General features: G+C 65.6%; 23 protein-coding genes. 8 read left to right on the forward strand and 15 right to left on the reverse strand.

Translation table 11 applies throughout. The annotated features are described in order from the left end of the window. Positions 1-149: 149 nt before the first annotated feature. From TSA1_RS28005 to cyoA, 7 genes are read right to left on the reverse strand one after another with little or no spacing between them, the layout of a single operon-like run. Complete coding sequence (locus tag TSA1_RS28005) at positions 150-683, reverse strand: response regulator transcription factor (protein ID WP_100179163.1); 534 nt, start codon at positions 681-683, stop codon at positions 150-152. Then, positions 673-2070 carry an ATP-binding protein gene (locus TSA1_RS28010; protein WP_100179164.1) on the reverse strand — a complete coding sequence of 466 codons (1398 nt, stop codon included), beginning with the start codon at positions 2068-2070 and terminating at the stop codon, positions 673-675. The genes TSA1_RS28005 and TSA1_RS28010 overlap by 11 nt, the downstream gene beginning before the upstream one ends. Next, positions 2042-2890, reverse strand: a complete 849-nt coding sequence (locus TSA1_RS28015; protein ID WP_100179165.1) for an SURF1 family protein — start codon at positions 2888-2890, stop codon at positions 2042-2044. Before TSA1_RS28015 ends, TSA1_RS28010 begins: the two co-directional genes overlap by 29 nt. Then, the gene (gene cyoD, locus TSA1_RS28020; RefSeq protein WP_100179166.1) at positions 2887-3267 is read right to left on the reverse strand and encodes a cytochrome o ubiquinol oxidase subunit IV; all 381 of its coding nucleotides are present in this window, start codon (positions 3265-3267) and stop codon (positions 2887-2889) included. Before cyoD ends, TSA1_RS28015 begins: the two co-directional genes overlap by 4 nt. Next, positions 3264-3893 carry a cytochrome o ubiquinol oxidase subunit III gene (cyoC, locus tag TSA1_RS28025; RefSeq protein ID WP_100179167.1) on the reverse strand — a complete coding sequence of 210 codons (630 nt, stop codon included), beginning with the start codon at positions 3891-3893 and terminating at the stop codon, positions 3264-3266. The genes cyoD and cyoC overlap by 4 nt, the downstream gene beginning before the upstream one ends. Next, positions 3894-5891: a cytochrome o ubiquinol oxidase subunit I gene (cyoB, locus tag TSA1_RS28030; protein WP_100179168.1), complete on the reverse strand. Its 1998-nt coding sequence runs from the start codon at positions 5889-5891 to the stop codon at positions 3894-3896. It abuts the gene before it with no gap. A 26-nt stretch (positions 5892-5917) separates the two neighbouring features. Next, the gene (gene cyoA, locus TSA1_RS28035) at positions 5918-7078 is read right to left on the reverse strand and encodes a ubiquinol oxidase subunit II (RefSeq protein ID WP_100179169.1); all 1161 of its coding nucleotides are present in this window, start codon (positions 7076-7078) and stop codon (positions 5918-5920) included. Between the two features lie 180 nt (positions 7079-7258). On the opposite strand from cyoA, the gene TSA1_RS28040 reads away from it, so the two are divergent. Beyond that, on the forward strand, positions 7259-8587 hold the full coding sequence (locus TSA1_RS28040) for an MFS transporter (protein WP_100179170.1): 1329 nt from the start codon (positions 7259-7261) through the stop codon (positions 8585-8587). Between the two features lie 199 nt (positions 8588-8786). On the opposite strand, the gene TSA1_RS28045 is transcribed toward TSA1_RS28040, so the two are convergent. Next, complete coding sequence (locus TSA1_RS28045) at positions 8787-10277, reverse strand: M48 family metalloprotease (RefSeq protein ID WP_100179171.1); 1491 nt, start codon at positions 10275-10277, stop codon at positions 8787-8789. Positions 10278-10313: 36 nt separating this feature from the next. After that, the gene (locus TSA1_RS28050) at positions 10314-11084 is read right to left on the reverse strand and encodes a thermonuclease family protein (RefSeq protein ID WP_245448435.1); all 771 of its coding nucleotides are present in this window, start codon (positions 11082-11084) and stop codon (positions 10314-10316) included. Positions 11085-11487: 403 nt separating this feature from the next. On the opposite strand from TSA1_RS28050, the gene TSA1_RS28055 reads away from it, so the two are divergent. The 4 genes from TSA1_RS28055 (at position 11488) to TSA1_RS28070 (ending at position 16730) form a co-directional block, all read left to right on the forward strand. Then, positions 11488-12696, forward strand: coding sequence for an ABC transporter substrate-binding protein (locus tag TSA1_RS28055; RefSeq protein ID WP_100179173.1), 1209 nt, complete (start codon positions 11488-11490; stop codon positions 12694-12696). A 179-nt stretch (positions 12697-12875) separates the two neighbouring features. After that, positions 12876-13667 carry an enoyl-CoA hydratase gene (locus TSA1_RS28060; protein WP_100179174.1) on the forward strand — a complete coding sequence of 264 codons (792 nt, stop codon included), beginning with the start codon at positions 12876-12878 and terminating at the stop codon, positions 13665-13667. 2 nt (positions 13668-13669) lie between these two features. Further along, complete coding sequence (locus tag TSA1_RS28065) at positions 13670-14419, forward strand: VOC family protein (RefSeq protein WP_174719107.1); 750 nt, start codon at positions 13670-13672, stop codon at positions 14417-14419. A 193-nt stretch (positions 14420-14612) separates the two neighbouring features. Continuing rightward, on the forward strand, positions 14613-16730 hold the full coding sequence (locus TSA1_RS28070; RefSeq protein ID WP_100179176.1) for an acetate--CoA ligase family protein: 2118 nt from the start codon (positions 14613-14615) through the stop codon (positions 16728-16730). Positions 16731-16892: 162 nt separating this feature from the next. Here TSA1_RS28070 and TSA1_RS28075 read toward each other — a convergent pair whose 3' ends face one another. The 3 genes from TSA1_RS28075 to TSA1_RS28085 are packed head-to-tail and all read right to left on the reverse strand — an operon-like array spanning position 16893 to position 19963. Continuing rightward, positions 16893-17705, reverse strand: a complete 813-nt coding sequence (locus tag TSA1_RS28075) for an enoyl-CoA hydratase/isomerase family protein (protein ID WP_100179177.1) — start codon at positions 17703-17705, stop codon at positions 16893-16895. A gap of 16 nt (positions 17706-17721) precedes the next feature. Beyond that, positions 17722-18882, reverse strand: a complete 1161-nt coding sequence (locus TSA1_RS28080; RefSeq protein WP_018316466.1) for an acyl-CoA dehydrogenase family protein — start codon at positions 18880-18882, stop codon at positions 17722-17724. Positions 18883-18898: 16 nt separating this feature from the next. Continuing rightward, positions 18899-19963, reverse strand: a complete 1065-nt coding sequence (locus TSA1_RS28085; protein ID WP_100179178.1) for an acyl-CoA dehydrogenase family protein — start codon at positions 19961-19963, stop codon at positions 18899-18901. A 252-nt stretch (positions 19964-20215) separates the two neighbouring features. Here TSA1_RS28085 and TSA1_RS28090 point away from each other — a divergent pair, with 252 nt between their 5' ends. Further along, positions 20216-21001, forward strand: a complete 786-nt coding sequence (locus TSA1_RS28090; protein WP_100179179.1) for an SDR family NAD(P)-dependent oxidoreductase — start codon at positions 20216-20218, stop codon at positions 20999-21001. A gap of 93 nt (positions 21002-21094) precedes the next feature. Here TSA1_RS28090 and TSA1_RS28095 read toward each other — a convergent pair whose 3' ends face one another. Continuing rightward, entirely contained in the window at positions 21095-21367 is a 273-nt protein-coding gene (locus tag TSA1_RS28095; RefSeq protein ID WP_080586664.1) for a GlsB/YeaQ/YmgE family stress response membrane protein, read from the reverse strand. Positions 21368-21409: 42 nt separating this feature from the next. Further along, entirely contained in the window at positions 21410-22000 is a 591-nt protein-coding gene (locus tag TSA1_RS28100) for a YidB family protein (RefSeq protein WP_100179180.1), read from the reverse strand. Positions 22001-22161: 161 nt separating this feature from the next. Here TSA1_RS28100 and TSA1_RS28105 point away from each other — a divergent pair, with 161 nt between their 5' ends. Next, positions 22162-23169 (forward strand): 2-dehydropantoate 2-reductase, encoded by a 1008-nt coding sequence (locus TSA1_RS28105; protein ID WP_100179181.1) that lies wholly within the window; start codon positions 22162-22164, stop codon positions 23167-23169. 359 nt (positions 23170-23528) lie between these two features. On the opposite strand, the gene TSA1_RS28115 is transcribed toward TSA1_RS28105, so the two are convergent. Further along, complete coding sequence (locus tag TSA1_RS28115; RefSeq protein ID WP_100179182.1) at positions 23529-24149, reverse strand: hypothetical protein; 621 nt, start codon at positions 24147-24149, stop codon at positions 23529-23531. A 232-nt stretch (positions 24150-24381) separates the two neighbouring features. Here TSA1_RS28115 and TSA1_RS28120 point away from each other — a divergent pair, with 232 nt between their 5' ends. Further along, positions 24382-25899, forward strand: a complete 1518-nt coding sequence (locus TSA1_RS28120) for an AMP-binding protein (protein ID WP_100179183.1) — start codon at positions 24382-24384, stop codon at positions 25897-25899. Positions 25900-25907 lie beyond the last annotated feature (8 nt).

Raw genomic sequence — 25907 nt, forward strand, 5'->3', positions numbered from 1 at the left:
ACAGCCGTCATTCCGGGGCTCGCGAAGCGAGAACTACGGTGCGCAATTGCGCACCTGAGAATCCATTCGTCCACCGTCTCTGTCTCCCGATGGATTCCGGGCTCGTGCTTCGCACGCTCCGGAATGACGGCGTGAGAGTTGCGGACCACCTACTTCACCGGCCGTTTCTCGAGCTTCCTTGCCAGCGTGCGCCGGTGCATGCCCAATCGCCGCGCCGCCTCGGAGATGTTGAAATCGGTCTCGATCAGGGTCTGGTGGATGCGCTCCCATTCCAGCGTCTTGATCGAGGTCGGCCGTGCATCGAGCGCGACCTCGGTATTGCCTTCGGCCTTGGTGAAGGCGGCTTCGATGTCGTCGGTGTTGGAGGGCTTTGCGAGATAGTGGCAGGCGCCGAGCTTGATCGCCTCCACTGCGGTGGAGATGCTGGCAAAGCCGGTGAGCACCACGATCAGCATGTCGGGATCATGCGTGTGCAGCAGCTCGACGCAGGCAAGGCCCGAGGCGCCGCCGAGCTTGAGATCGACCACGGCATGGCCGAAGGTTCGCTCTTCCAGCACCTGGCGCACCTCTTCGATCGAGGCGGCGAGCACGACCTCGTAGCCGCGGCGCTCGAACGAGCGCTTCAGCGTGCGCGCAAAGCCGGCATCGTCCTCGACGACGATGAGCGAACGGTCAGGCGCCAAAATTTCCTCCGATCGCCAGCGTTGAAAGCGGCAGCGTCAGGCGCACCGTGGCGCCGCGCTTCCTGTGGTTCTCGGCCGTGACGCTGCCCCCCAGCTTGCGCACCACGTTCACCACCAGGAACAGCCCGAGCCCGCCGCCGGCGCGGCCCTTGCTCGAGTGATATGGTTTTCCGAGCTGCGCCAGCATCTCCGGCGCGAAGCCCGGGCCGCGATCGGAGATCGACAGCACGAGGTTGTCACCCTCGCGCTCGGCCACCAGCTCGACCCAGTCGCGCGACACCTCATAGGCGTTGTCGAGCACGTTGAAGATAACCTGCTTCAGCGCGACGTCGGAGACGATGGCCACGTCCGCGCCAAAAGTGTTGACGAAATAGAGCGTCCGTGCCGAGCGCGCGTCGCGCCATTCGTCGACCAGGGCGGTGACGAAGGCCGTCACCGTCGTCGGCGAGGAGCCTTCGCCGCGCGCTTCGCCCGCCGAGACCAGGATGCCTGTGACGATCGACTTGCAGCGCTGCAGCGAGGTTTCCATCTCCGTGAGATCCTCGGCGAGCTCCTGATCGGCGGCAAGATCCGGCATGCGGCGCCAGTCGCTGAGGATCACCGAGAGCGAGGCCAGCGGCGTACCGAGCTCATGCGCCGCGCCGGAGGCGAGCAGGCCCATGCGCACGATGTGGTCCTGCTCGGCGGCATGCTGGCGCAACGCCGCGAGATGCGCGTCGCGCTCGCGCAAATTCCTGTTGATGCGCGTGACGAACACGACCAGCAGCACGGCGTTGAGCACGAAGCCCAAGAGCATGCCGGCAACGGCGAGGCTATAGGTCTCGCTGATTGGGTTCGGCGGCAGATCGAGTGGGCGGTAGGCCAGCGTCAGCCAGACAAAACTCGCGCAGGTCAGCGCGACCAGCGACCAGGTCGAGCGGGCATCCAGCAGCACCGCGCCCAGCGTCACCTGCAGCAGGAACAGCGAGGTGAAGGGATTGGTGGCGCCGCCGGAGAGGTAGAGCTGCGCGGTCAGCGCCGCGACGTCCAGCATCAGGGCGACCAGCAGCTCGTTGTTGGTGATCGCGGCGCGATGGCGCACCCAGATCAGGCTGGAGACGTTGAGCAGCACCAGCGCGCCGATCACCGCGCTCATCCGCTCCAGGGGCAAGGGAATGCCGAGCCCGAAATGCACGCCGCCGATGGTCACGATCTGCCCGACCACCGCGGTCCAGCGCAGCTGGATCAGCAGCGCCATGTTCTTGCGGTTGGTCTCGTCATCGGTCGGCGCAGCACCGACCAGCTCGCTGCGTGCATCCGCCTGCGATTGCAGCGTGACGGTCAGCTCGCCAGGCGCTTGGCGAGGCGCGCTTCCTCCGTCAGGTTTGCTCGACGATCTCTCCAGCATCTGATCCCGTCCTGCGCGCGGTGGCACTTGGGCCACCGGCCGGTTCGTGGACGAAGCGCTTGCGGCGGAACAGCCCGCCGCCGAATGTGACGAAAAGCCTGCCGGCCAGCATAAAGGCCAGGGCAAACCACGTCAGCGCGTAGATCAGGTGGTTATTGGGAAAGCGCACCACGGTCAATCCGCCGATCGGCCCCCCGCCCATTTGTGATCCGGCATCGGCATCGACGAAGAAAGGTGCGACGTTCTGGAGGCCGCGCGCCGCCGCAATCGCGGCGACATCCCGCGAGTACCAGCGGTTGTGCTGGGGCACGTTGTTCCGGAGGAAGCCGCCTTTGGGCTCGGTGATACGGAGCAGGCCGGTGATCTCGACCTGACCGTCTGGATTGCCGTCCTGCCGTGCCGATGGGTCACGCCGCTCCGACGGCACGAAGCCGCGGTTGATCAGAACGGACGTACCGTCGCCGCGCTGAAGCGGCGTCAGCACCCAATAGCCAGGGCCTTCCTCGGTCACGGCCTGCACCAGCGTCTCGCGGTCATGCAGGAAGCGGCCGGTAACGCTGACATGCCGGTATTCGTCGCTCGCGGTGCTGACCGTGGGCCACGCAGCAGGCGAGGGGATCGGCTGGGCTGGGGCATGAACGCGCTGCTCGACGCGGTCGATCAGCGCCAGCTTCCAGGCGCGGCGCTCGATCTGCCAGATTCCGAGCGCGATCAGAGCGACGAAGGCCGTGAGCGAGAGGACCGTGAGCCACAGGCGCGGACGTGCAGCCTTGCGGCGCACGTCCTTTGCCTCGCTCGTCACGGTCCGGATCCCGCTCACTTCATTCCCGTCATCTCGTGCATCGGCATCATGTTGCTGTTGAGGTGGCTCATCACCCAAAGCGAACCGGACAGCGCGATCACCACCATGACGATAGTGAAGATCAGCGCCATCATGCTCCAGCCGTTCTCCGACGTCGTGTTCATGTGCAGGAAGTAGATCATGTGCACGACGATCTGCACGACCGCGAAGGCCATGATGACGAGGGCGGTGACCTGCTTGCTCGGCAGCGCGCCGCTCATCACCAGCCAGAACGGGATCGCCGTAAGCACGACCGAGAGCACGAAGCCCAGCATATAGGTCGAGAACGAGCCGTGGGCGTGGCCATCGTCGTGGTGATGGCCGTTCGCGCCAGCTGTGTGGGTATCGGTGCTCATCGCAGAACTCCCAGGAGATAGACGAAGGTGAAGACGCCGATCCAGACCACGTCGAGGAAGTGCCAGAACATCGACAGGCACATCAGGCGGCGGCGATTGGCCTCGATCAGGCCGAACTTGCCGACCTGCACCATCAGCGTCACCAGCCAGATCAGGCCGCAGGACACGTGCAGGCCGTGGGTTCCGACCAGGGTGAAGAAGGCGGACAGGAAGGCGCTGCGCTGCGGCGTGGCGCCTTCATGGATCATATGGGCGAACTCGGTGAGCTCGATCCCGATGAAGGCGAGGCCGAACAGGCCGGTGATCGCCAGCCAGACTTGCGTCTGCGCCACCTTGTTCTGCTGCATCGTCAGCATGGCAAAGCCATAGGTGATCGACGACAGCAGCAGCATCGACGTGTTCACCGCGACCAGGTTCAGGTCGAACAGGTCCTTCGGCGCCGGGCCGGCGGCGTAGTTGCCGCCGAGCACGCCGAAGGTGGCGAACAGGATCGCGAAGATGAGACAGTCGCTCATCAGATAGATCCAGAAGCCGAGCGAGGTGCTCCAGCCTTCCGGATGCGGATGTTCGTCGGCGAGGTAGAAGACCGGCTCGCCGGTCTGCGAGGGATTGACGGCGACAGTCATTTACTTGGCTCCGGCGAGCAGTTTGGTGCGCGCGTCCTCGGTCCGGATGACGTCTTCAGCCGGAATGTCGAAGTCGCGGTGATAGTTGAAGGTGTGGCCGATGCCGACGACGAGCAGCCCGGCGAAGCTCAATGCGGCCAGCCACCAGATGTACCAGATCAGGCCGAATCCCATCGCGGTGGCGAGGCCGGCGAGGATGATGCCGGTACCGGTGCTGCTGGGCATGTGGATCGGCTTGAAGCCGGTGAGCGGACGCTGGTAGCCCCGGCGCTTCATGTCCCACCACGCGTCATTGTCGTGAACGACGGGGGTGAAGGCGAAGTTGTAATCCGGCGGGGGCGAGGAGGTCGCCCATTCCAGCGTGCGCGCATCCCAGGGATCGCCGGTGACGTCCTTGAGCTGCTCGCGCCTGAGGAAGCTGACCGCGAACTGCATCAGCATGGAGAGGATGCCGAGCAGGACGAGGAAGGCACCGATCGCGGCGATGACGAACCAGATCTGCAGGGACGGATCGTCGAACACGCGCAGGCGGCGGGTCACGCCCATCAGGCCGAGCACGTAGAGCGGCATGAAGGCGAGGTAGAAGCCGGTGACCCAGAACCAGAACGACATCTTGCCCCAGAACGGATCGAGCTTGAAGCCGAACGCCTTCGGGAACCAGTAGGAGATGCCGGCGAACGCGCCGAACACCACGCCGCCGATGATCACGTTGTGGAAGTGCGCGATCAGGAACAGGCTGTTGTGCAGCACGAAGTCGGCCGGCGGCACAGCCAGCAGCACGCCGGTCATGCCGCCGATCACGAAGGTCAGCATGAAGGCGATCGTCCACATCATCGGCAATTCGTAGCGGATGCGGCCGCGATACATCGTGAACAGCCAGTTGAACATCTTCGCGCCCGTCGGGATCGAGATGATCATCGTGGTGATGCCGAAGAACGAGTTGACGCTGGCGCCGGAGCCCATCGTGAAGAAGTGATGCAGCCAGACCAGGTAAGACAGGATGGTGATGACCACCGTGGCGTAGACCATCGAGGTGTAGCCGAACAGCCGCTTGCCGGAGAAGGTCGAGGTCACCTCAGAGAAGATGCCGAACGCCGGGAGAACCAGGATGTAGACTTCGGGATGGCCCCAGATCCAGATCAGGTTCACGTACATCATCGGGCTGCCGCCGAAATCGTTCGTGAAGAAGTTTGTGCCGACGTAACGGTCCAGCGAGAGCAACGCGAGCACGACGGTCAGGACCGGGAAGGAGGCGACGATCAGGACGTTGGTGCAGAGCGAGGTCCAGGTGAAGACGGGCATCTTCATCATGGTCATGCCGGGGCAGCGCAGCTTGACGATGGTGCAGATCAGGTTGATGCCGGACAGCGTCGTTCCGACGCCGGCGACCTGCAGCGCCCAGATGTAATAGTCGACGCCGACGTCGGGACTGTAGCCGATGTTCGACAGCGGCGGATAAGCCAACCAGCCGGTGCGGGCGAATTCGCCGATGAACAGCGAGGCCATCACCAGCACCGCGCCGCCGACCGTCATCCAGAAGCTGAAATTGTTCAGGAACGGGAACGACACGTCGCGCGCGCCGATCTGCAGCGGCACGACGTAGTTCATCAGGCCGGTGACCAGCGGCATCGCCACGAAGAAGATCATGATCACGCCGTGGGCGGTGAAGACCTGATCGTAGTGATGGGCGTTGAGGTAGCCTTCGGAGCCGCCAAAGGCGAGCATCTGCTGGCCGCGCATCATCAGCGCGTCGGCAAAGCCCCGCAGCAGCATCACGATGCCGAGGATCATGTACATGATGCCGATACGCTTGTGGTCCACCGTGGTGAACCACTCGCGCCAGAGGTAGCCCCAGAGGCGGAAATAGGTGAGGCCGCCGAGCAGGGCTGCGCCGCCGAGCGCGACAACGGCGAAAGTGCCGACGACGATCGGCTCGTGCAGCGGCAGAGATTCGAAGCCGAGCCGGCCGAAGATGAGCTTGAGAAGATCAGGAGACATGCGGGGATCTCTTTAGGAATCTGACTTCAGGAATCGGACTTGGGACGAAGTCCGAGGAAGAAGGACGAGGACTTCAGCGGCGTGAAGGTCGGCCGCTTCAGGCCGGCGCCGGTGAGCGGCGCAATGTCGATCGGAGCCTTGATCGACGCCGTGGTCTGGCCTTGCGGCGCATCCGGCGTGCAGGTGCCGGCGACGAAGGTCGGCTCGGGCCCGAGCGGAGCGCCGCGGCGGGCGTATTTGTCGTAAGTGAGCGGCAGCGTGTTGTTCAGGCCCTCATGGCCGTTGCCGCCCTTGGCGTCGATCGCCATCATCTCGCTCTGGCACATCTTGCCGGTCTCGACGCACATGTTGAGGATCAGGCGGTAGAGATCGGCATCGACGGCGCCCCAGCGCCGAACCGGCTCGTTCTGGCTGGGCTTCTCCAACTGGAGATATTCGGCGCGGCCGAGCGCGCCGCCGGCGGATTTGGCCTGCGCGATCCAGGCGTCAAAGCCCTTGTCGTCGAGTCCCCTAAAGTTGAAGTGCATGCCGGAGAAGCCGGCACCGCTGTAGTTCGCCGAGAAGCCCTTGTACGAGCCGGCGTGGTTGACGACGGCATGGAGCTTCGTCTCCATGCCCGGCATCGCGTAGATCTGGCCGGCGAGTGCGGGGATGTAGAACGAGTTCATCACCGAGGATGCGGTGATGCGGAAGTTGATCGGGCGATCGACGGGAGCCGCGAGCTCGTTGACGGTGGCGATGCCGTAGTCCGGGTAGATGAAGAGCCATTTCCAGTCGAGCGCGACGACGTCGACCTCGAGCGGGGCCTTGGACTGGTCGACGGCGCGGTCGGCATGGATGCGGCCGAGCGTGCGATAGGGGTCGAGCAGATGCGTGCCCATCCAGGTCAGCGCACCCAGGCAAACGATGATCAGCAGCGGTGCCGACCAGATCACCAGCTCGAGCGCGGTCGAGTGGTCCCATTCCGGCTCGTAGCGGGCCTCGGTGTTGGACTGGCGATAACGCCAGGCGAACAGCACCGTCAGCGCCATCACGGGGACGACGATCAGGAGCATCAGGACGGTGGAGATGATGACGAGGTCGCGCTGCTGGGCAGCGATATCGCCGGCTGGCGCCAGCACGACGTAGTCGCATCCACTGAGTGCAGCAGCCAGAGGTAGTAGCGCCAGGATCTTGAGACGAGACACGGGCCGAGCCTTTGAGAATGAGTTTCTTTTGCGGGGCCAACGGGTAGCTGCGGCGCAACAATCCGGACATTGGACAATTTGTCCAATGTTGCAGTGCGGGAGGTTGGGTCAGACAGGGCCGGATTGCCGGGCGTTTGCCGGGCGGTCGGCTTTGGTTTTCAGGACGTTAAGGGCGCACGAATGGCGACGGCACAGACCCCCGCAATGGCAGACCTCCACTCGGGCGAGCACGGCCACGACCAGGCCAGTCCCGGCGAGATCGCCATCGGCGTCATCATCGGCCGCACCTCGGAGTTCTTCGACTTCTTCGTCTTCGCGATCGCCTCGGTGATCGTGTTCCCGCGCCTGGTGTTCCCGTTCGCGAGCGAGCTGACCGGCACCCTTTATTCTTTCATGATCTTCGCGCTGGCCTTCATGGCCCGGCCGATCGGCACCGTCATTTTCATGACGGTCGACCGTGCCTACGGCAAGACCGCCAAGCTGATCTCGGCGCTGTTTCTGCTCGGCACTGCCACCGTGGCGCTCGCGTTCCTGCCCGGCTATCACGACATCGGCGTCGCCGCGATCTGGCTGCTGGCGCTGGCGCGTATCGCGCAGGGTCTGGCCTGGGGCGGCGCCTGGGACGGCATGGCCTCGCTGCTGGCGCTGAATGCGCCGGCCTCGCAGCGCGGCTGGTACGCGATGGTGCCACAGCTCGGAGCGCCGCTGGGCCTGATCGTGGCGAGCGCGCTGTTCGCCTATTTCGCCGGCAATCTCTCGGCCGAGGATTTTTTCGACTGGGGCTGGCGCTATCCGTTCTTCGTCGCGTTCGCCATCAACGTCGTGGCGCTGTTCGCGCGCCTGCGCATGGTGACGACGGAGGAATACGCCTCGCTGTTCGAGACCCGCGAATTGCAGCCGGCGCGCATCTCCGAGACCGTCGCGCGCGAAGGCCAGAACATCATGCTCGGCGCGTTCGCGCCGCTGGCGAGCTTCGCGCTTTTCCACATGGTCACGGTGTTCCCGCTGTCCTGGGTGTTCCTGTTCACCCGCGAGAGCCCGGTGCGCTTCCTGATCATCGAGATCGTCGCCGCGGTGTTCGGCGTCGGCGCGATCGTGGCCTCCGGCATCATCGCCGATCGCGTCGGGCGCAAATCGCTGTTGATGGGATCGGCGATCGCGATTGCGATCTATAGCGGCTTTGCCCCGCAACTGCTCGACGCCGGCGCGTTCGGCGAGACCATCTACATGGTGATCGGCTTCATTCTGCTCGGCCTGTCGTTCGGCCAATCCTCCGGCGCGATCGCCTCGAACTTCAAGCATGCCTACCGCTACACCGCCTCGGCACTGACCTCGGACATGGCCTGGCTGTTCGGTGCCGGCTTCGCGCCGCTGGTCGCGCTGCTGCTCGCCACCAATCTCGGCGTCATCGCCTCGGGCGCGTATCTGTTGTCAGGCGCGTTCTGGACTCTGCTCGCACTGTGGCTCAGCGGCCAGCGCGAGAAGGGGGATATGGACGCGGGGCGTTAGTTAGGCGCGGGCTGCGGCTCCAAAAGAGGTGTCGTCCCGGCGAACGCCGCGACCCATAACCCCAGGCAGGGGTTATGGCGCGAGGTGGCAACTCCGAGTCTTCGCCTAACTCCATCCTGTGGCCATGGGTCCCGGATCGGCGCGCGCTTTGGGCGCGCTTGTCCGGAACGACGGATGAGTTTGCAGACCGAGCGCAACCTCAATCCGCCACGATCTTCACGCGGTCGCGCACCTTCACCTGCGCGGTGCGATCGAGGCCGTTGAGCACGCGAAAACGCTCGGCGGGATGATCGACGCCGGCCATGCGGTGAGAGAGCGACTCCACGGTGTCACCGGGCTGCACGGTGATGACCTTGATGCGCAAGGGGCGGGCGGCCTGGATCTCGTCGAGGGTCAGGCGACGGAACGAATTGACGGTCTCGCGCGCGTTGCGCTCGCTCTCGGTCGATTTCTGCCTCGTCGCGAAGATGAAGCGATAGACGTCGCTGCCGAAGCGCAGCGCGTAGACCTTGAACTGCCACTGGTCGCCCTTGGCGGTGGCGGACGCGGCCGGGAAGCCGTTGATGCTGAGGTCCTCGGTGGACGCCTTCTCGACGCCCTCCATCCAGCCGGAATTGAGGTAGTCGCCGAGCGACTGCTCGGCCGGCACGCGCACCACGTCGAAACGCATCGCCTGCGCGCCGCCTTCGCGCACGCCGATCACGGCCTGGGCGGTGTTGTCGAGCGTGAAATTGTCCGGCGCCTGGAAGGTGAAGCCGAGCTTCGGATGCAGGAAACGGCGGCCGCGCACGAAACCTTCGCTGGGATCTTCGCCGTAGACGAGGTTGTCGATCGCGGCGAGATAGCTCTCGCGGTCGCGCTCGGCGCCTTCAGGCGCAGTATATTGCCGCGCAATGGTCTGCGCGTTCTGCACGCGCTCAGGCGTTGCCGGATGGGACGAGGTGAAATCCTGCGCGCGCGGATCGAGCGAGCTCTTGCCGGCCTTCAGCTCGGCATTGCGCTCCATCGCGGAGAGGAAGCGTGCAGCACCGTAAGGGTCGAAATGCGCCTTGGCGGAAATGCCGACGCCGATGCCGTCGGCCTCGAACTCCTGCTTGCGCGAAAAGCTCGCCATGGTGAGCTTGGTCTTGGCCAGCGCCAGCGCGGTGAGGTCGGGGTCGTTGCTCATGTCGGTGACGACGCGGGTGACGATCGCGGCCTGGCGCGCCTGGTCCTCGCGCATCGCCGCGTGCTTGGACAGTACATGCGCCATCTCGTGGCTGAGCACGGAGGACAGTTCCGAGGTGTCGCTGGCGAGCGCCAGCAGACCGCGCGTGACATAGAGCTGGCCGTTCGGCAGCGCGAAGGCGTTCACCGCGCCGGAATTGAGAATGGTGACCCTGTAGCCCTGGTCGGGCCGGTCGGAGGCGGCGACGAGCCGATCGACGGTCTTGGTGACCAGCGATTCGAGCCTGGGGTCGTCATAGGTGCCGCCATAGCTCGCCAGGATGCGCTCATGCTCCTTTTCGGTGGCAGGGGTCTGGGCGACGGCCGGCTTCGGCTTCGGCATCGCGACGGCCGGCGGGGTCGCGGCGGTCTGGAACCGGCCCATGTCGCCGCAGCCCGCCAGCGCCGCGCCCAGCACGAGGCATAGCGCGGCCGGCGCAGCCCGCAGGCGGCGGCGTTCGTTCCGTACGTGCCGTTCTAGCACCCCATTCACGTCGCTTAACCCGTGCCTGGCCCTTCTTTAGGGCCTTACCCCTGTCGGCTCGTTCGCGCCCAGCAACTCGACCTGTCCCACGAGCCGCACATCGATCCGCGGTCCCGTACTTTCCTCAACCCAGCCCCGGATTCGAATACGTTTATTCTCCAAGGACTTAAGGGTGATCCCGGCGCTTTCGAACGCCGGTAACGCGCGCTTTGAGATAGTCGCGGCAAAGCCACGTGTCCAGTTCCGCCCGAAGTTGAGGTAGGTCATTGCCCCAGCTTGCCGGACCGACAGGACTTTACCCTCGACCACCACAAAGCGCCCGATCCCCGCCAAAATATCGTCCGGACTTTCCGCGTTTTTTATGGCCGACGGGTCAGCCCAGCTGCCCTTTTTTTGGCGCCGTGCTGCAGCTTCCGACGCCATCAGCGCGGCCGCGCAGTCCTTGTCCGAGATCTCGGCGGAGACCAGGGCGTCGCCCTGGGCCAGCAGCATGGCTTGTATGGACGTGTCGCCCTCGCCGATGAAGACCAGCGCGCCCTGGCGGCCATAGCGGTCCGGCGTGTCGTCGCTGCCGCGGAGCGTGACGTCGCGGCCGGCGAGCAGCGATGCCAGCGCCTGCCTGGTGGATGCCGTCGCTTCGATTCCGATGAGACGGATTTCGCGGCCGTCGTCGAGACGGACGCTGCGCGCATCGACGATGGCGGCGACGCGGCCTTCGCCCTGCGATTCGAACTGGCACGGCGTCGCGAGCGCGGCGCGGCTCGCGAGGAGAAGGAATGCGACGATGAAGTGAAGCAGTCGCGTCACGTGACCCGGAGAGGTTGCGTTGTGCGATCGTTCTAACCCAAACGTGGCGAATGGCGAAGGGGTTGCCCTCGGGTGGGCAAAGCGAAGCGTGCCCACGTCTTTGCCAATCGCACGAGGCGGTGGGCACGGCGCGACGAGCGCGCCTTTGCCTACCCTACGGCAGAGCGTGTGGAGCTGCGCCGTTGTTTCACACACTCGCAACGACGCGGAAACATCTTGCGTCGTCTCACCATTCCGCTTTGCGGAAAACATGCGCGGCATTCATGCGCGCAACGCGCCTCGCGCTTGCTGCGCTCTTGCGCATGCGGCATGATTGCGGCAACAGCGATTGCCAATAACTATTGCCAAGAGCAACAACCAAGCCGCCATCAGAGTACGGCGCGATAACGGGAGGTCTTTTTCGATGAAGAGAATTTTGTCGGGCATTTTTGCCGCGTCGCTTGCCCTCAGTGCGAGCGCCGCCGCGCAGGCCCAGGACAAGCCGCCGCTCAAGATCGGCGGCATCCTCGACATGTCGAGCCTCTATGCAGACATCACCGGTCCCGGCAGCGAGACTGCGGCCAAGATGGCCGTCGAGGATTTCGGCGGCGAGGTGCTCGGTCGCAAGATCCAGGTGCTGGCGGCCGACCATCAGAACAAGGCCGATCTCTCCGCCAACATCGCCCGCGACATGCTCGACAATCAGGGCGTCGAGATGATCTACGACGTCGCGGCCTCCGCCACCGCGCTTGCGGCCGGCGAGATCGCCAAGGCGCGCAACAAGATCATCATCTTCAACGGTCCGGGCTCGATCCGTCTCAGCAACGAGGCCTGCGGTCCCTATACCGTGCACTACGTGTTCGACACCTACGGCCAGGCCAACGTGACCGGCCTTGCCGCAGTGAAGTCGGGCCTCGACAGCTGGTACTTCCTCACCGCCGATTACGCCTTCGGCCAGGACCTGGAGAAGGACACCAGCGCCGTCGTGACCAAGACCGGCGGCAAGGTGCTCGGCAGCGTGCGCCATCCGCTCAACACCTCGGATTTCTCGTCGTTCCTGCTGCAGGCCCAGGCCTCCAAGGCCAAGGTGATCGGCCTTGCCAATGCCGGCGGCGACACCGTCAACGCCATCAAGCAGGCGGCCGAGTTCGGCATCATGAAGGGCGGCCAGAAGGTTTCGCCGCTGCTCGTCTTCGTCACCGACATCGACTCGATCGGGCTCGAGACGGCGCAGGGCCTGCTGCTGGCCGAAGCCTTCTACTGGGACATGAACGACGACACGCGCGCCTTCTCCAAGCGCTTCCAGGAGCGCGTGAAGCGGCCGCCGACCTCGGCGCAGGCCGGCGTCTACTCCTCCGTGACGCATTACCTGAAGGCGGTGAAGGCGGCCGGCACCACCGATGCTGCCGCCGTCATGAAGGTGATGAAGGAAACGCCCATCAACGACTTCTTCGCCAAGAACGGCAAGATCCGCGACGACGGCCGCATGATCCACGACATGTATCTGTTCGAGGTGAAGAAGCCGTCGGAATCGAAGGGCCGCTGGGACGATTACAAGCTGCTCGCCACCGTCCCCGGCGCCGAAGCGTTCCAGTCGCTGGAGCAGTCGCGCTGCCCGCTGGTGAAGAAGTGACGCGAAGCGTTATCCCGGGGCTCGCGTAGCGAGAACCCGGGATCTCGAGGTTCTCAGGTGCGCAATTGCGCACCTGAGGATCCATCGGGCGGCCGTGAAGGTTGAGAAGTGGATTCCGGGTTCGCGCCAAAGGCGCGCCCCGGAATGACGAGCAAAACAAAAACAAAGGGAGACGCCGCATGAGCAACGACATGGTTCCGCAAAAGCTCGAAGGCGGGCTGCTCACCATCACGATGAACCGGCCCGAGCGGAAGAACGCGCTCAACCCGGAGATGGTGGCCGGGCTGGTCGAAGCCGCACGCCGTGCGGCGGATGATCCCGAGGTGCGCGCGGTGCTGTTCAAGGGCGCCGGCGGCTCGTTCTGCGTCGGCGGCGACGTCAAGTCGATGGCGGCCGGCCGCGCGCCGCTGCCGTTCGAGCAGAAGCTCGCGAATTTGCGTCGTGGTATGGAGGTCTCGCGCATCCTGCACCAGATGCCCAAACCCGTGGTGGCGCAGCTCGACGGTGCGGCGGCCGGCGCGGGCCTGTCGATGGCGCTGTCCTGCGACCTGCGCATCGCATCCGAATCCTGCAAGATCACCACCGCCTTCGCCAAGGTCGGCTTCTCCGGCGATTACGGCGGCACCTATTTCCTGACCCAGCTGCTCGGCAGCGCGCGGGCGCGCGAGCTCTATCTGATGTCGCCGGTGCTCACCGCCAGGGACGCCCATGCGATCGGCATGGTGACCAAGGTCGTGCCTGATGCGGAGATCGATGCCGCCGCGCATGAGCTCGCACTGTCGCTGGCGCAGGGGCCCTCGATCGCGCTCGGCTTCATCAAGCGCAACATCAACAACGCCGAGCATCTGCCGCTGGAAGACTGCTTCGACGGCGAGGCGATCCATCACACCCGCTGCGGCGACACCGAGGACCACAAGGAGGCCGCCAAGGCCTTCGTGGAGAAGCGCAAGCCCACCTTCAGGGGCGCATGACCATGGCGCCCTATCTACGGCTGCGGCAGATCTGCCTGGTCGCGCCGCAGCTCGCGCCCGTCGTCTCCGACATCGCGGAGATCATGGGCCTTGCCGTCTGCTACCGCGACGGCAATGTCGCGAAATACGGACTGGAGAACGCGCTGCTGCCGGTCGATACCATCCTGCTGGAGGTGGTCGCCCCGTTCAAGGATGGCACCACGGCCGGCCGCTTCATCGAGAAGACCGGCGGCCGCGGCGGCTACATGGCGATCTTCTGCTGTGACGATCCCGACGAGCGGGGCCGCCACGCCAACGCAATGGGCGTGCGCACCGCCAACGTCATCGACCATGCGCCCTATCACGGCGTGCAGCTCCACCCCCGCGACTGCCGCGCCGCTTTCATCGAGTTCAACCACACCGAAGGCAGCGACGATATCCTGGGCGCATATCCGCCGGCGGGACCGGACTGGCAGAAGTCCATCCGCAAGGACGTGACGCAGGCGCTTGTCGCGGTGGAGATGCAGAGCCCGGACCCGCAGGGGCTGGCGGCACATTGGGGGAAGACCATCGGGGTTGCGCCTGACGGAGCTGAGCTGAAGCTGCCGAACGCAACCTTCCGCTTCGTCAAGGGCGCCAGCGAGATCATGAGCGCGCTGGAGTTTCGGGTGACCGACGTGGCGCGCGTGCTGCACGCTGCCAAGGCGAAGGGGCTCGCTGTGGCGGGGAACGAGTTCCTGCTGGGTGGGGTGACATTCCGGCTCGCCGCCTGAGTTCTTGCGTTCACGGCTCTCGATCCGTCATCCTGAGGTGCGAGGCGTGCGACGCGACGCGCCGCACGGGGAGCCTCGAGGGATGAACGGCTCGGCCGGTGGCCGTACATCCTTCGAGGCCTCCGCTGCGCTCCGGCGCCTCAGGATGACGGGGATGGAGGCTGCGGCGCGGCAACAATGAGAAGGACTCGCCATGCCGCATCCGCTCGACAGTTTCTTTGCCCCCGCCAGCATCGCGCTGATCGGCGCCTCGCGCGATCACGAGAAGATCCCGGGCCGGCTGCTGTCGATGCTGCGCAAGAACGGGTATCCGGGCGAGATCTACCCGGTGAACCCGAACTACGCGGATATCGACGGGCGCGCCTGCTACAAATCGATCGCGGAGATCGGCGCGCCGATCGATCTTGCCGTCGTCATGATCCCCGCCCGCGCGGTGCTGGCCGCGCTCGAGCAATGCGCCGCCGCCGGCGTCAGGAATGCCGTGATCATCTCCTCCGGCTTCGCCGAGGAGGGCGGCGACAGCGCGGCGATGCAGGATGCGATCGCAGCGCTGGCGAAGCGCACGGGGATGCGGATCTCCGGTCCGAACGCCGAGGGTTTCTTCAGCCAAATGCAGCGCGTGGCGGCAACGTTCAGTCCGGCGGTCGACGTCAAGCCTGGCGTGGTGCCGCTGGTCGCGACGACGAGGCGGATCGGCATCGTCGCGCAGAGCGGCGGTATCGGCTTTGCCTATTATCATCGCGCGCGGGCGCTCGGCGTCGCCGTCAGCTATGTCGTCAGCGCCGGCAATGAATCCGACCTCGGCGCCGGCGAGTTCCTGGACTATCTGGTGCAGGATGCCTCGACCGACGTGATCCTGCTGTTCATCGAAGGCATTCGCGACGTCGAAAAATTCCTCGCCGCTGCACGCCGCGCCGCGGAGGTGAAGAAACCCGTCATCGTCACCAAGGTCGGCCGCTCCGGCGCGGGCCAGCGCGCCGCGGCCTCGCACACCGCGAGCATGGCCGGCTGGTCGGCGGCCTATGACGCGGTGTTTGCGAAATACGGCTTCATCGTCTCCAACGATCTCGACGAGGCGCTGACGATCGCGGCGGTGCTGGCGAGCAATCCGTTGCCGAGGGGCGATCGGGTTGCCGTCGTCACCGTCTCCGGCGGCGCCGGCATCTGGGGCGCCGACGCCGTGGCGCTGCAGGGCCTGCAGGTGCCGGAGCTGTCCGAGTCCGTCCAGGCGGGGATCAAGCAGTTGATGCCGTCCTATGGCACGGCGCGAAACCCGATCGACGTCACCGCGCAGGGCGTCACCTCCGGCGGTTTGCAGAAGAGCGTCGACGTGCTCACGGCGTCCGACGAGGTCGATGCGATCCTGGTCGTGCTGTCGCTGTCGAGCGAGGTGCGCAAGCCGTTCAAGGAAGAGGAACTGGCGCCGGTGCTGTCCGCGCAGCACAAGCCGGTGGTGTTCTATTCCTACACCGTGCCGTCCGACTTCGCGCGGCGCGAGCTTGCGAAATCAGGTGTCGTGGTGCTCTCGGGCCTGACCCATGTCGGCGTAGCGATGCGGCGGCTTGTCGATTACGCCAATTTCAGGCTGCCGCCGGCTGCGGACACGACGCGGCTGCCCTTGCGCGATCTGTCCGCGCATCTGAGGTCGCCGGTCCTGTCCGAGGCCGACAGCAAGACATTGCTCCGCGCCGCCGGCATCGCCTTGCCGAACGAGGTGCTGGTCAAGGACAAGAGCGGGCTCGATGAGGCGCTCGCCCGCGTCGGCTTTCCCCTGGCGATGAAGATTCAGTCACCCGATATCGCTCACAAGAGCGAGGTCGGCGGCGTGCGCCTCAACGTCACCACCAAGGGCGAGGCGTTTCTGGCGTTCGAGGCCTTGCTGAACAAGGCGCGCGAGCACAGGCCTGAGGCGTCGATCCAGGGCGTGCTGATCGGCCCGATGGCGAAGCGGGGCGTCGAGATCATCGTGGGCACGATGCTGGATGAGACGTTCGGGCCGATGGTGATGGTGGGTCTCGGCGGCATCACGACGGAGCTGTTCCGTGATGTTGTCTATCGCCCCGCGCCGGTGAGCGCGGAGGAGGCTGGCGCGATGCTCGCGGAATTGAAAGCCGCGCCATTGCTGAACGGATTTCGCGGGGCGGCGAAGGCGGATGTGCCGGCTCTCTCGCAACTGATCGCCGACATCTCCGTGCTGGCGGCAGCGTATGCCAGGGAGATTTCGGAGATCGAGCTCAACCCGGTGCTGGTGCACGGCGAGGGGCTGGGCGCAACGATCGTCGATGCGCTGGTGGTGGGGAGGCGAGGTTAAGCCCTCTCCCCTTGTGGGAGAGGGTGGCTCGCCGCGATAGCGGCGAGACGGGTGAGGGGTCTCTCTCGGCGTGCACATCGTGAGAGGATCAAGCTCGGAGAGAGACCCCTCATCCGGCGCTTCGCGCCACCTTCTCCCACAAGGGGAGAAGGAAGAAAGGACTCACCTTCCCTTAAAATTCGCCGCGCGCCGCTCTTCCGTGGCCTTCACGCCTTCCTTGAAATCTTCCGTCGCGCGCAGCCGGGTCTGTTCGGCGAGCTCGTGGTTGGTCGCGGCCATGACGCGGTCGGCGAGGCCGTTGCGCATGGTGGCGCGAGTCGAGAGCAGGCCGAGCGGGGAGCATTCGGCGATCTCGTTGGCGAGCTTCATCGCTTCCGCCTTCACCTGGTCCTGCGGCACCAGCACGTTGGCGAGGCCCCACTTCACGGCTTCCTCGCCGGTGACGCGGCGGCTGGTGTAGAACATCAGCTCGGCGTTGTTCTTGCCGATCAGCTCGGGGAGCGTCGTCGTCAGGCCGAAGCCGGGATGGAAGCCAAGCTTGGTGAAGTTCGCGGAGAAGCGCGCTTCGGGGCAGGTGACGCGGAAATCCGCCGACACCGCAAGGCCCAGGCCGCCGCCGATGGCCGCGCCCTGCACGGCGGCGACGATCGGCTTCTTGGCGCGGAAGATGCGCACGGCCTGGATGTAGAGATGGTTGATGGCGCCGAGGCTGTCGGCGGGGTCGCCCTTCTTCCCGGCCTCGCTTGCCTCCTGCGCCTGCCGCGCCGGATCCTGGAAGTTGGCGCCGGCGCAGAACGCCTTGCCCTGCGCCGAGAGAACGGAGCTGCGGATCTCGATGTCGCGGTCGAACTCCTCGAGCGCATCGGCGATCTGGTTGATCAGCGAGATGTCGAAGAAGTTGAGCGGCGGACGGCGGATCTCGATGGTGCCGACGTGTCCGACCTTCTCGACGCCGATGTCTTTATACGTGCTCATGATGTCCTCGATTGAATTAGCGCAGACCCAGTCCGCGCGCGATGATGCCGCGCAGCACCTCGGTGGTGCCGCCCTGGATGGTGAGTTTCGGTGCGGTCTTGATCGCGAAGTCGAGCTGCCGCTCCAAGGTCTCGCGGTTGGTCGCGGTCTCCTCGACGAAGGCGGCGAGATCGCGGACGCGGTGCGGAAGCTGCTGCTCCCAGACCGTGCCGATGTCCTTGACGATGGACGCCTCGACCACCGGCTCCTTGCCGGCTTGAAGCATGCCGGCCACCGAGACCGACATGCGCCGCATGGTGTGGAGCTGCGCAACGAGACGGCCGATGCCTTCGGCACTGCGCGTATCCGGGTTGGGACCGACCGCGCGGACCAGCTCGGTCAGCACGTAATAGGTCTCGAGGAAGCGCTCGGGTCCGGAGCGCTCATAGGCGAGCTCGCTGGTCGCCTGCTTCCAGGCGCCGTCGACCTCGCCGAGCACGTGGTCATCAGGCACGAAGAAGTCGGTGAAGACGACCTCGTTGAACTCGTATTGCCCGGTGATCTGGCCGATCGGGTTCACCTTGATGCCCGGCTGCTTCATCTTGACCAGGAACTGGGTCAGGCCGTGACGGCGGTTTTCCTTGGTCGGCTGCGAGGTCCGGAAGATCGCGATCATGTAGTCGGCGATATGCGCCGACGAGGTCCAGATCTTGGTGCCGTTGATGAGATAGCCGCCGTCGGTCTTGGTCGCGCGCGTCTTCGCCGCGAACAGGTCCGAGCCGGAGTTCGGCTCGCTCATGCCGATGGCGAAGCAGATCTCGCCGCGGCAGATCCGCGGCAGGATGTCCATCTTGATGTGCTCGGGGGCATATTTCAGCAGCACCGGCCCGCTCTGGCGGTCGGCGACGAAGAAGCGCCGCGTCGGCGCGTTGGCGACGCGCATCTCCTCGGTCACCACGTAGCGTTCGAGGAAGGAGCGCTCCTGGCCGCCATATTTCTTCGGCCAGGTCATGCCGAGCCAGCCCTTGGCGCCGACCCGGCGGGAAAATTCCGGCGCGTCGGTGTCCTCGCGGTTGGGCTTGTGCGGATCGAAGGTGCCGGCGGCGATTTCCTCGGCCAGGAAGGCGCGCACTTCCTTGCGCAATTGCTCGCACTTTTCGGGCAGGCGGATCGGGTCGAAACGAAGCGCAGCGGTCATGTGTTTCTCTCCCTGATCAGCGCGATGCCACGAGCGGCCACAGTTCGTCGGCGCCGCGGCTTGCGACCAGCTTGCCGAGCTCGACGGCCCAATGGCTCTCCGAGCCGAAATCGTCGCGCCAGGCCAGCGCCCGCAGCGAATAGCGGTGCAGGATGTGCTCCATGGTGAAGCCGATCGCGCCGTGCACCTGATGCGCGATGGCGCCGCCCTTTTCCGCGGCTTCCGCGCAGCGGATCTTGGCGGAGGCGGCTTCGAGATAGACCTCGTCGTTGAACGCCTCGGCGTTCGCGATGGCGTCAGCCGCGGACGTCGCAGCCGCGAGCGCCGCGGCGGATTCGCCGGCGAGACGCGCGAGATTGTGCTGCACGGCCTGGAATTTCGAGATCTTCTTCTCGAAGGCGACGCGCTCGTTGGAATACCGCACGGAGATGTCGAGCATCGATTCCAGCGCGCCCGCGATCTGAAGGCTGCGCGCAACGCCGCCCATCAGCATGAGCGTGGTCTGGTCAAGCCCCTTCGGCGCGGCCTTCAGCGTGACGGGCTGGACCTTGTCGAGCGTCACGGTGTCGCTGTGATCGTAGCCGACATTGAGACCGGACTCGATCCGGCCCTTGCCGGCATCGACCAGCGCGATCGAGGCGCCGTCCTTGCCATGCGCCAGCACTGCAAAGTGCTTCGCCGTCTTCGCAAACGGCACGCCGCGGGCGCGGCCGGAGAGCGAACCGTCGGCATCGAGGGTGATGCGATCCCTGGGGCTTGCCGGCAGCACCGTCATCTCACCTTCAGGGGACGCGATCTTCGCCTGGGCCAGCAGCCAGCCGGCCAGCATGGTCTCCGCCAGGGGAACCGCGACGGCGAAACGGCCGGCGGCGTTCAGCAGAGCGAAGCCGTCGGCAAGGCTCGCGCCGGATCCGCCGAGATCGTCGGGCACCCAGGACAATGGCAGGCCGGCTTCGCTCAGCGCCTGCCACAGCGGCGCCTGCCAGGAATTCTTCTTGTCGTTGTTGATGGTTTGCGGATCGGCGAGATCTGCGAAGATCTTCTCCGCGGTCTCGACGACGATATTGTCACTCTCCGCCACAGCGTTCCCCGTGTTTTGCCGTTGGCGCGTCCCGCCTGGTGAGCGACCCGCGCAAGTCTTCTTGGCAGGTCTTCTTGCGCCCGATGATCCGAAAAAGCCATGGCCCTGACAAGCGTTGATCGCAGGTCAACCTGCGGCGCGGACATGGGGCCCAAGCTAATTCCGCTTAGCGGAGTTTGCTCGATTTGCAGGGCGCCGCAAACTCGCTAAACAGGGCCGCGGAAGATCAAGGATACGGGGAAGGAAATCCGGATGGCCAAGGACAATCTGTGCGCAATCGTGACGGGGTCGGCTTCCGGCCTTGGCGCTGCGACGGCGGAAATTCTCGCGCGGAGCGGGGCGCGGCTCGTCATCAACTATTCCTCGAGCCAGAAGGAAGCCGAAGCCACCGCAGAACTCTGCCGCAAGGCCGGCGCGGCGGAGGTGCTGGTCGCGCAGGGCGACGTGTCCAAGGACGAGGATTGCCGGAGGATTGTCGCGGCAGCCAGCGGCTGGGGCCGGCTCGATGTCCTCGTCAACAATGCCGGCATCACCAAGCATGTCGCTCACGCCGATCTCGACGGCTTGTCGGCTGAAGATTTCCAACGGGTCTATGGCGTCAACACCATCGGTCCGTTCCAGATGGTGCGCGCCGCGCGCAGCCTGCTCGAGGCCGGCGCGAAGGCCTCAGGTCGGCCCTCCGCCGTGGTCAACGTGTCCTCGGTCGCCGGCATCAGCGGCGTCGGCTCGTCGATCGCGTACGCCGCGAGCAAGGGCGCGCTCAACACCATGACGCTGTCGCTGTCGCGCGCGCTGGCGCCGCTGATCCGCGTCAACACGGTCTGCCCCGGCTATATCGACACGCCCTGGTTCACCAAGGGCCGCGGCGAGGCCGGCGCCAAGCAGGTGCGCGACAGCGTGGTGGCGAAGGTGCCGCTGAAGGTCGCATCGACCGCGGATGATATCGCCCAGCTCGTGTGCTTCCTGGCGATGCCGGCCTCCAGCAACATGACCGGCGAGGTCGTGCGCATGGACGCGGGGATGCATTTGATTACGTGATGTTGCACGACGTCATTCCGGGGCGATGCGATGGCATCGAACCCGGAATCTCGAGATTCCGGGTTCGCTTCGCGCCCCGGAATGACAAACGACCTATCCCTTGATGACGCCGCTCGCCACCAGGCGGTGCCAGATGAACAGCACCACCACCGCGCCGATCGTGGCCATGATGAAGCCGGCGCCCTGATCGGGGCTGTAATGGCCGATGGCCTGGCCGATGAAGGTCGCGAGAAATGCGCCGGCGATGCCGAGGATGGTGGTGAGGATGAAGCCGCTCGGATTGTTCGGCCCCGGCGCCAGCCAGCGCGCGATGAGGCCGGCGATGAAGCCGACGACGATGATCCACAACAGGCCGCCCATGCTCATGAGTGTGCTCCCCTTCCCGAAAGCGTGTCGATCAAGGTCCGACTAGATTCTGCCCGAGATCTCGTTCTCGGTCGGCAGCCGTCCGTCCGGCGTCAGATGGTCGATCACCTGCGGCAGATATTGACTGAGGCCGTTGAGCAGCTCCTCGCGCGACAGGCCGCTCTGGGCGGACAGGCTCTCGATCTGATCGGCGCCGAGGGCGTTGGCGAGGTCGCCCGGCGCGATCGGCTTGTTCTGGCCCTTGCCGACCCAGGAATTCGCGGCCTCGCCGTGGCCGCCCTGCTGGAGCTGGTTGAGGAGGTCGCCAAGGCCGCCGCTCAGCACGGATCCGGCCGCGCCGCCCGCGAGCAGGCCGCCGAGGCCGCCCTTGAGCAGGTCGCTGAGGCCGCCGCTATTGCCGCCCAGCGTGCTGCTGTCGCCCGTATTGACAGGCGTGGGCGGCGGCAGCGGTGAGCGCTGCTGCGGGGCAGGCGCCGCGCCGGGCTGGCTCGCCGTCAGATGCTTGAACGCCTTCCAGGCGAGCAGGCCGAGCAGCGCCATGGTCATCGGCGACATGCCGGATTTCTCGGAGCTCGGCGTCGAGGGACCGCGCGGGCCGTTCTGCATGCCGTTGAGGACGTCGAGTAGACCCATGGTGCTCTCCTTTGGCGTCTCGTCTGGCGAATGCTCGCCGCTGACTGCCCCCGGGGCGAAAACATATGGGGCACTCATGACGGTTACAAGGCGCTTGCTACGCGATTGGTTGCCGGCCGTGCCTCTGTTATCGAAGGCAGGACGTTCAGGGAGCGAGTTCAGTGATGACGGATCGACCGATCGTGGTGGCTGGCGCCGGCGCCATCGGCTGCTTCGTCGGCGGCATGCTGGCGGCCGGTGGCCGCCGTGTCGCGCTGCTGGTGCGGCCGCGGGTGAAGACCGAGATCGAGCGGTTCGGCCTGCGTCTGACCGATTTCGACGGCTCCGAGCGCAGGCTCGGCGCGGGCCAGCTCGCGCTTTCGGAGGATCCCGCGATCCTTCACAGCGCAGGCATCGTGCTGGTCACCGTCAAGAGCGCGGATACCGCCGGTGTCGCGGACCAGATCGCGCAGCATGCGCCCGAGGATGCCGTCGTCGTCTCGCTTCAGAACGGTATCGGCAATGTCGCGGTGCTGCGCGAGCGGCTTGGCAACCGCCGCGTGCTCGCCGGCATGGTGCCGTTCAACGTGATCGCGATGGGTGAGGGCCGTTTCCACCGCTCGACTTCCGGCGACATCCATATCGGCGAGGATGCCGAGAATACGGCCGGAGCGCTGTCGGTAGCTGGCCTCAGCGTGCGCGCGAGCGGTGACATCACCGGCGTGCAATGGGGCAAGCTGATCATCAATCTGAACAACGCCCTCAGCGCGTTGTCGGACATGCCGCTCGCCGCGCAATTGGCAAACCGCGATTGGCGGCGGCTGTTCGCCGACCAGATGGCGGAGGGGCTGGCCGCGCTGAAGGCGGCCGGCATCACGCCAGTCTCGGCGACGCCGATCCCGATGAACTGGTCTCCGACCTTGCTGCGGCTGCCGGATGCGATCTTCAACGCGATCCTGGGGCGGACGATGAAGATCGATCCCGAGGCGCGCTCCTCGATGTGGCAGGACCTGAAGCAGGGCCGCAAGACCGAGATCGACTATCTGCAAGGCGCGGTCATCGCGCTCGCCGAGCAGAACCGTGTCGACGTGCCGCTGATGCGCCGCATTGTTGCGCTGATCAGGGAAGCCGAGGCCGCCGGCAACGGACCGCCGCGGCTGACGCCGCAGCAGATCCGCGGCGTGCCATGATAGCGAGGAGGAACGCGATGAAACCTAGCTTGATGACCGGGCTTTCGCTTGCCGTGCTCTGCGGAGCATCGACGCTCGCCCATGCAAGGCCGCCGACGGTCCAGAACTCTCCAGGATACGACAGGCGATTGCAGGAGAGCAGGTCTCAGTTGGGTAGCTCGCCGACGGTCACGGCGCCGGCGGATGTGCCGGTGGCCAAACCGAAGCACGGCAGGAAGAAGCGCGCGAACTGATGCGTTGCGTGTATGCAGGTGGTGCGGACATCCTCAGTCGTCGTCCCGGATCGGGGCTCCACTCTCGACAACGCTTCGCGTTGTCGAGAGTGGAGCTTGTCCGGGACGACAGCGGAGCTTGTGACGTCAGCTCTTCTTCGCCGGCTTGGTCGGCGTCGGGTTGAACAGCTTCTTCAGGTCGTTCAGGCCTTCTGACAGCCGCGGCCATTCGCAGGAGAAGGAGCCCTTGGTGCAGGTGGCGCCCTTTCGCTGGCCGACGGTCTGCTGCAGCTTCGGCCGCTCGACCGGAACCGGCACGCGCTCGACATCGGTCCTCAGCGCGACCTGCTGGAGCTGCTGCACCTGCCGTTCCTGCTGCTCGCGCTGCTGCCGTGCCATGGCCTGCGCCGCCTCGTTGCTGCGGCGCTCCTTGGCGAGATAGGCGGCATAGGCTGCGTCGATCTTCTTCTGCTCCTCCGGCGTCGGATTGGGCCCGGCGATGTCGAAGGTGCGATCCTGCAGGAAGTCGTAATAGGAGTAACCGCCGCCCGGCTTGCGGCGGCCGGCGAACTTGGCGTTGCAATCGGCAAGCGCCGCCGTCTTCTCGGCCTTGGTCGCGGCTTTCTCGGCAGCGTCCGCGCATTCCTCGAAATCGACCGGCGCGCGCTTCCACCACTGCGCCTGGGCATGCGTATGCGTCAGCAGAAGAACTCCTGCTACGGCCACGGGAACCAGCGCCGCACGACGCAATGCAATCACTGACGACATTCTAAGAGAGCATTCCCTGGAAAACTCAACCCAAACTGAGTCGAGCCGGATTTTTGCCCCTTTATCGCCGGCTTGTCACCCGTGGAACCCGGGAATTTCATGGCTGCAATGCTGACATTTTGTGCTTGACGTGGCGCGGGAGTCACAGCGTTGCAGTCCGGCGAACTGCTACACTTCCGCTTGCGAGCGCCCCACCTGAGGCGACGCCAAGAAAACGAAGTGGAAGCGCCCGATGTTGCTGCCCCTGTCCGACGTGCCGCGCTGGTACGCTGAACGCAAACCGCAAGGCACGATCGCCGTCCAGCATGGACAGGACACGCTGACATGGGACGAGCTCGAGCGCGGCGCCAACCGGCGCGCGCGAGCGTTCATGGCCAAGGGCGTCAAGCCCGGCGACTTCGTCGCGATCGGATTGCCCAACGGCAATGCGTTCTTCGAGACCTCCTTCGCGGTGTGGAAGTGCGGCGCCACACCGACCTCGCTGTCGTGGCGGCTGCCGCGTGGTGAAGCCGCAGGGGTGCTCGACATCCTCAAGCCCGCGCTGGTGGTCGGCGGCGAGGCCGACTGGAACGCGCCGAACCGCCTCGCGGCCGATTTCGTGCCGCAAGGCTTTTCGGACGAGCCGCTCAACCCGCCGGTCGCGCGCTATTGGAAGGCCATGACGTCGGGCGGCTCGACCGGGCGGCCAAAGGTCATCCTCGATCATCAGCCGGCGGTGACCGACACCGTCGCGGCGCCGCCGCTCAGCATTCCCTTCGGCGTCTCGCTGCTCAATCCCGGCCCGCTCTATCACAATGCGCCGTTCATCGTGTCGCATTACGCGCTGTTCACCGGCGGCAAGCTCACCGGCCTCGTCAAGTTCGACGCGGAGGAGACGCTGCGGCAGATCGAACGCGAGCGCGTGCAATGGGTCAATTTCGTGCCGACCATGATGCACCGGATCTGGGCGCTGCCGGAGCACGTGCGCAATGCCTATGATCTGTCGAGCCTGCAGACCGTCTTCCACATGGCCGCTCCGATGCCGCCGTGGCTGAAGGAGAACTGGATCGCCTGGCTCGGTCCCGAGCGCATCTGGGAGCTCTATGGCGGCACCGAGCGGCAGGGCGCCTGCATCATCTCGGGCACGGAATGGCTGACGCACAAGGGCTCGGTCGGCAAGATCGGCGAGATGGCGAAGCTTCGCATCATCGGCGAGGACGGCAAGGACGTCGCGCCCGGCGAGACCGGCGAGATCTATTTCCTCAACAATGACGGCAAGGACGCCACTTATCATTATCTCGGCGCCGAGCCGAAGCGCCGCAGCGACGGCTGGGAATCGCTCGGCGACATCGGCAGGCTGGATGCGGAGGGCTATCTCTATCTCGGCGACCGGCTGGCCGACATGGTGCTGCGCGGCGGCGCCAACATCTATCCGGCCGAGGTGGAGGCGGCCGTCTCCGAGGCGCCCGGCGTGCGGTCCTGCGTGGTGGTGGGATTGCCAGATCCCGAATTGGGCCAGCGCGTGCACGCCATCATCGAGCCGGAGGCGGATACGGATGGCCAGACGATCGCTGACGGCATGGCGGATTTCCTGAAGGATCGGCTCAGCCGCTACAAGCACCCCGAGAGCTTCGAGATCGTCAGCGCTCCGCCGCGCGACGATTCGGGCAAGGTTCGCAGAACACTATTGCGCGACGAACGCGCGGCGTGGATGAAGGAAGGGCGCGCCTTCCGGATCATGCCGGCGAAGGCGCGGGCGCACGCCGACTAATCGACGGA

The organism is Bradyrhizobium nitroreducens (assembly GCF_002776695.1).
Classification (GTDB): domain Bacteria; phylum Pseudomonadota; class Alphaproteobacteria; order Rhizobiales; family Xanthobacteraceae; genus Bradyrhizobium; species Bradyrhizobium nitroreducens.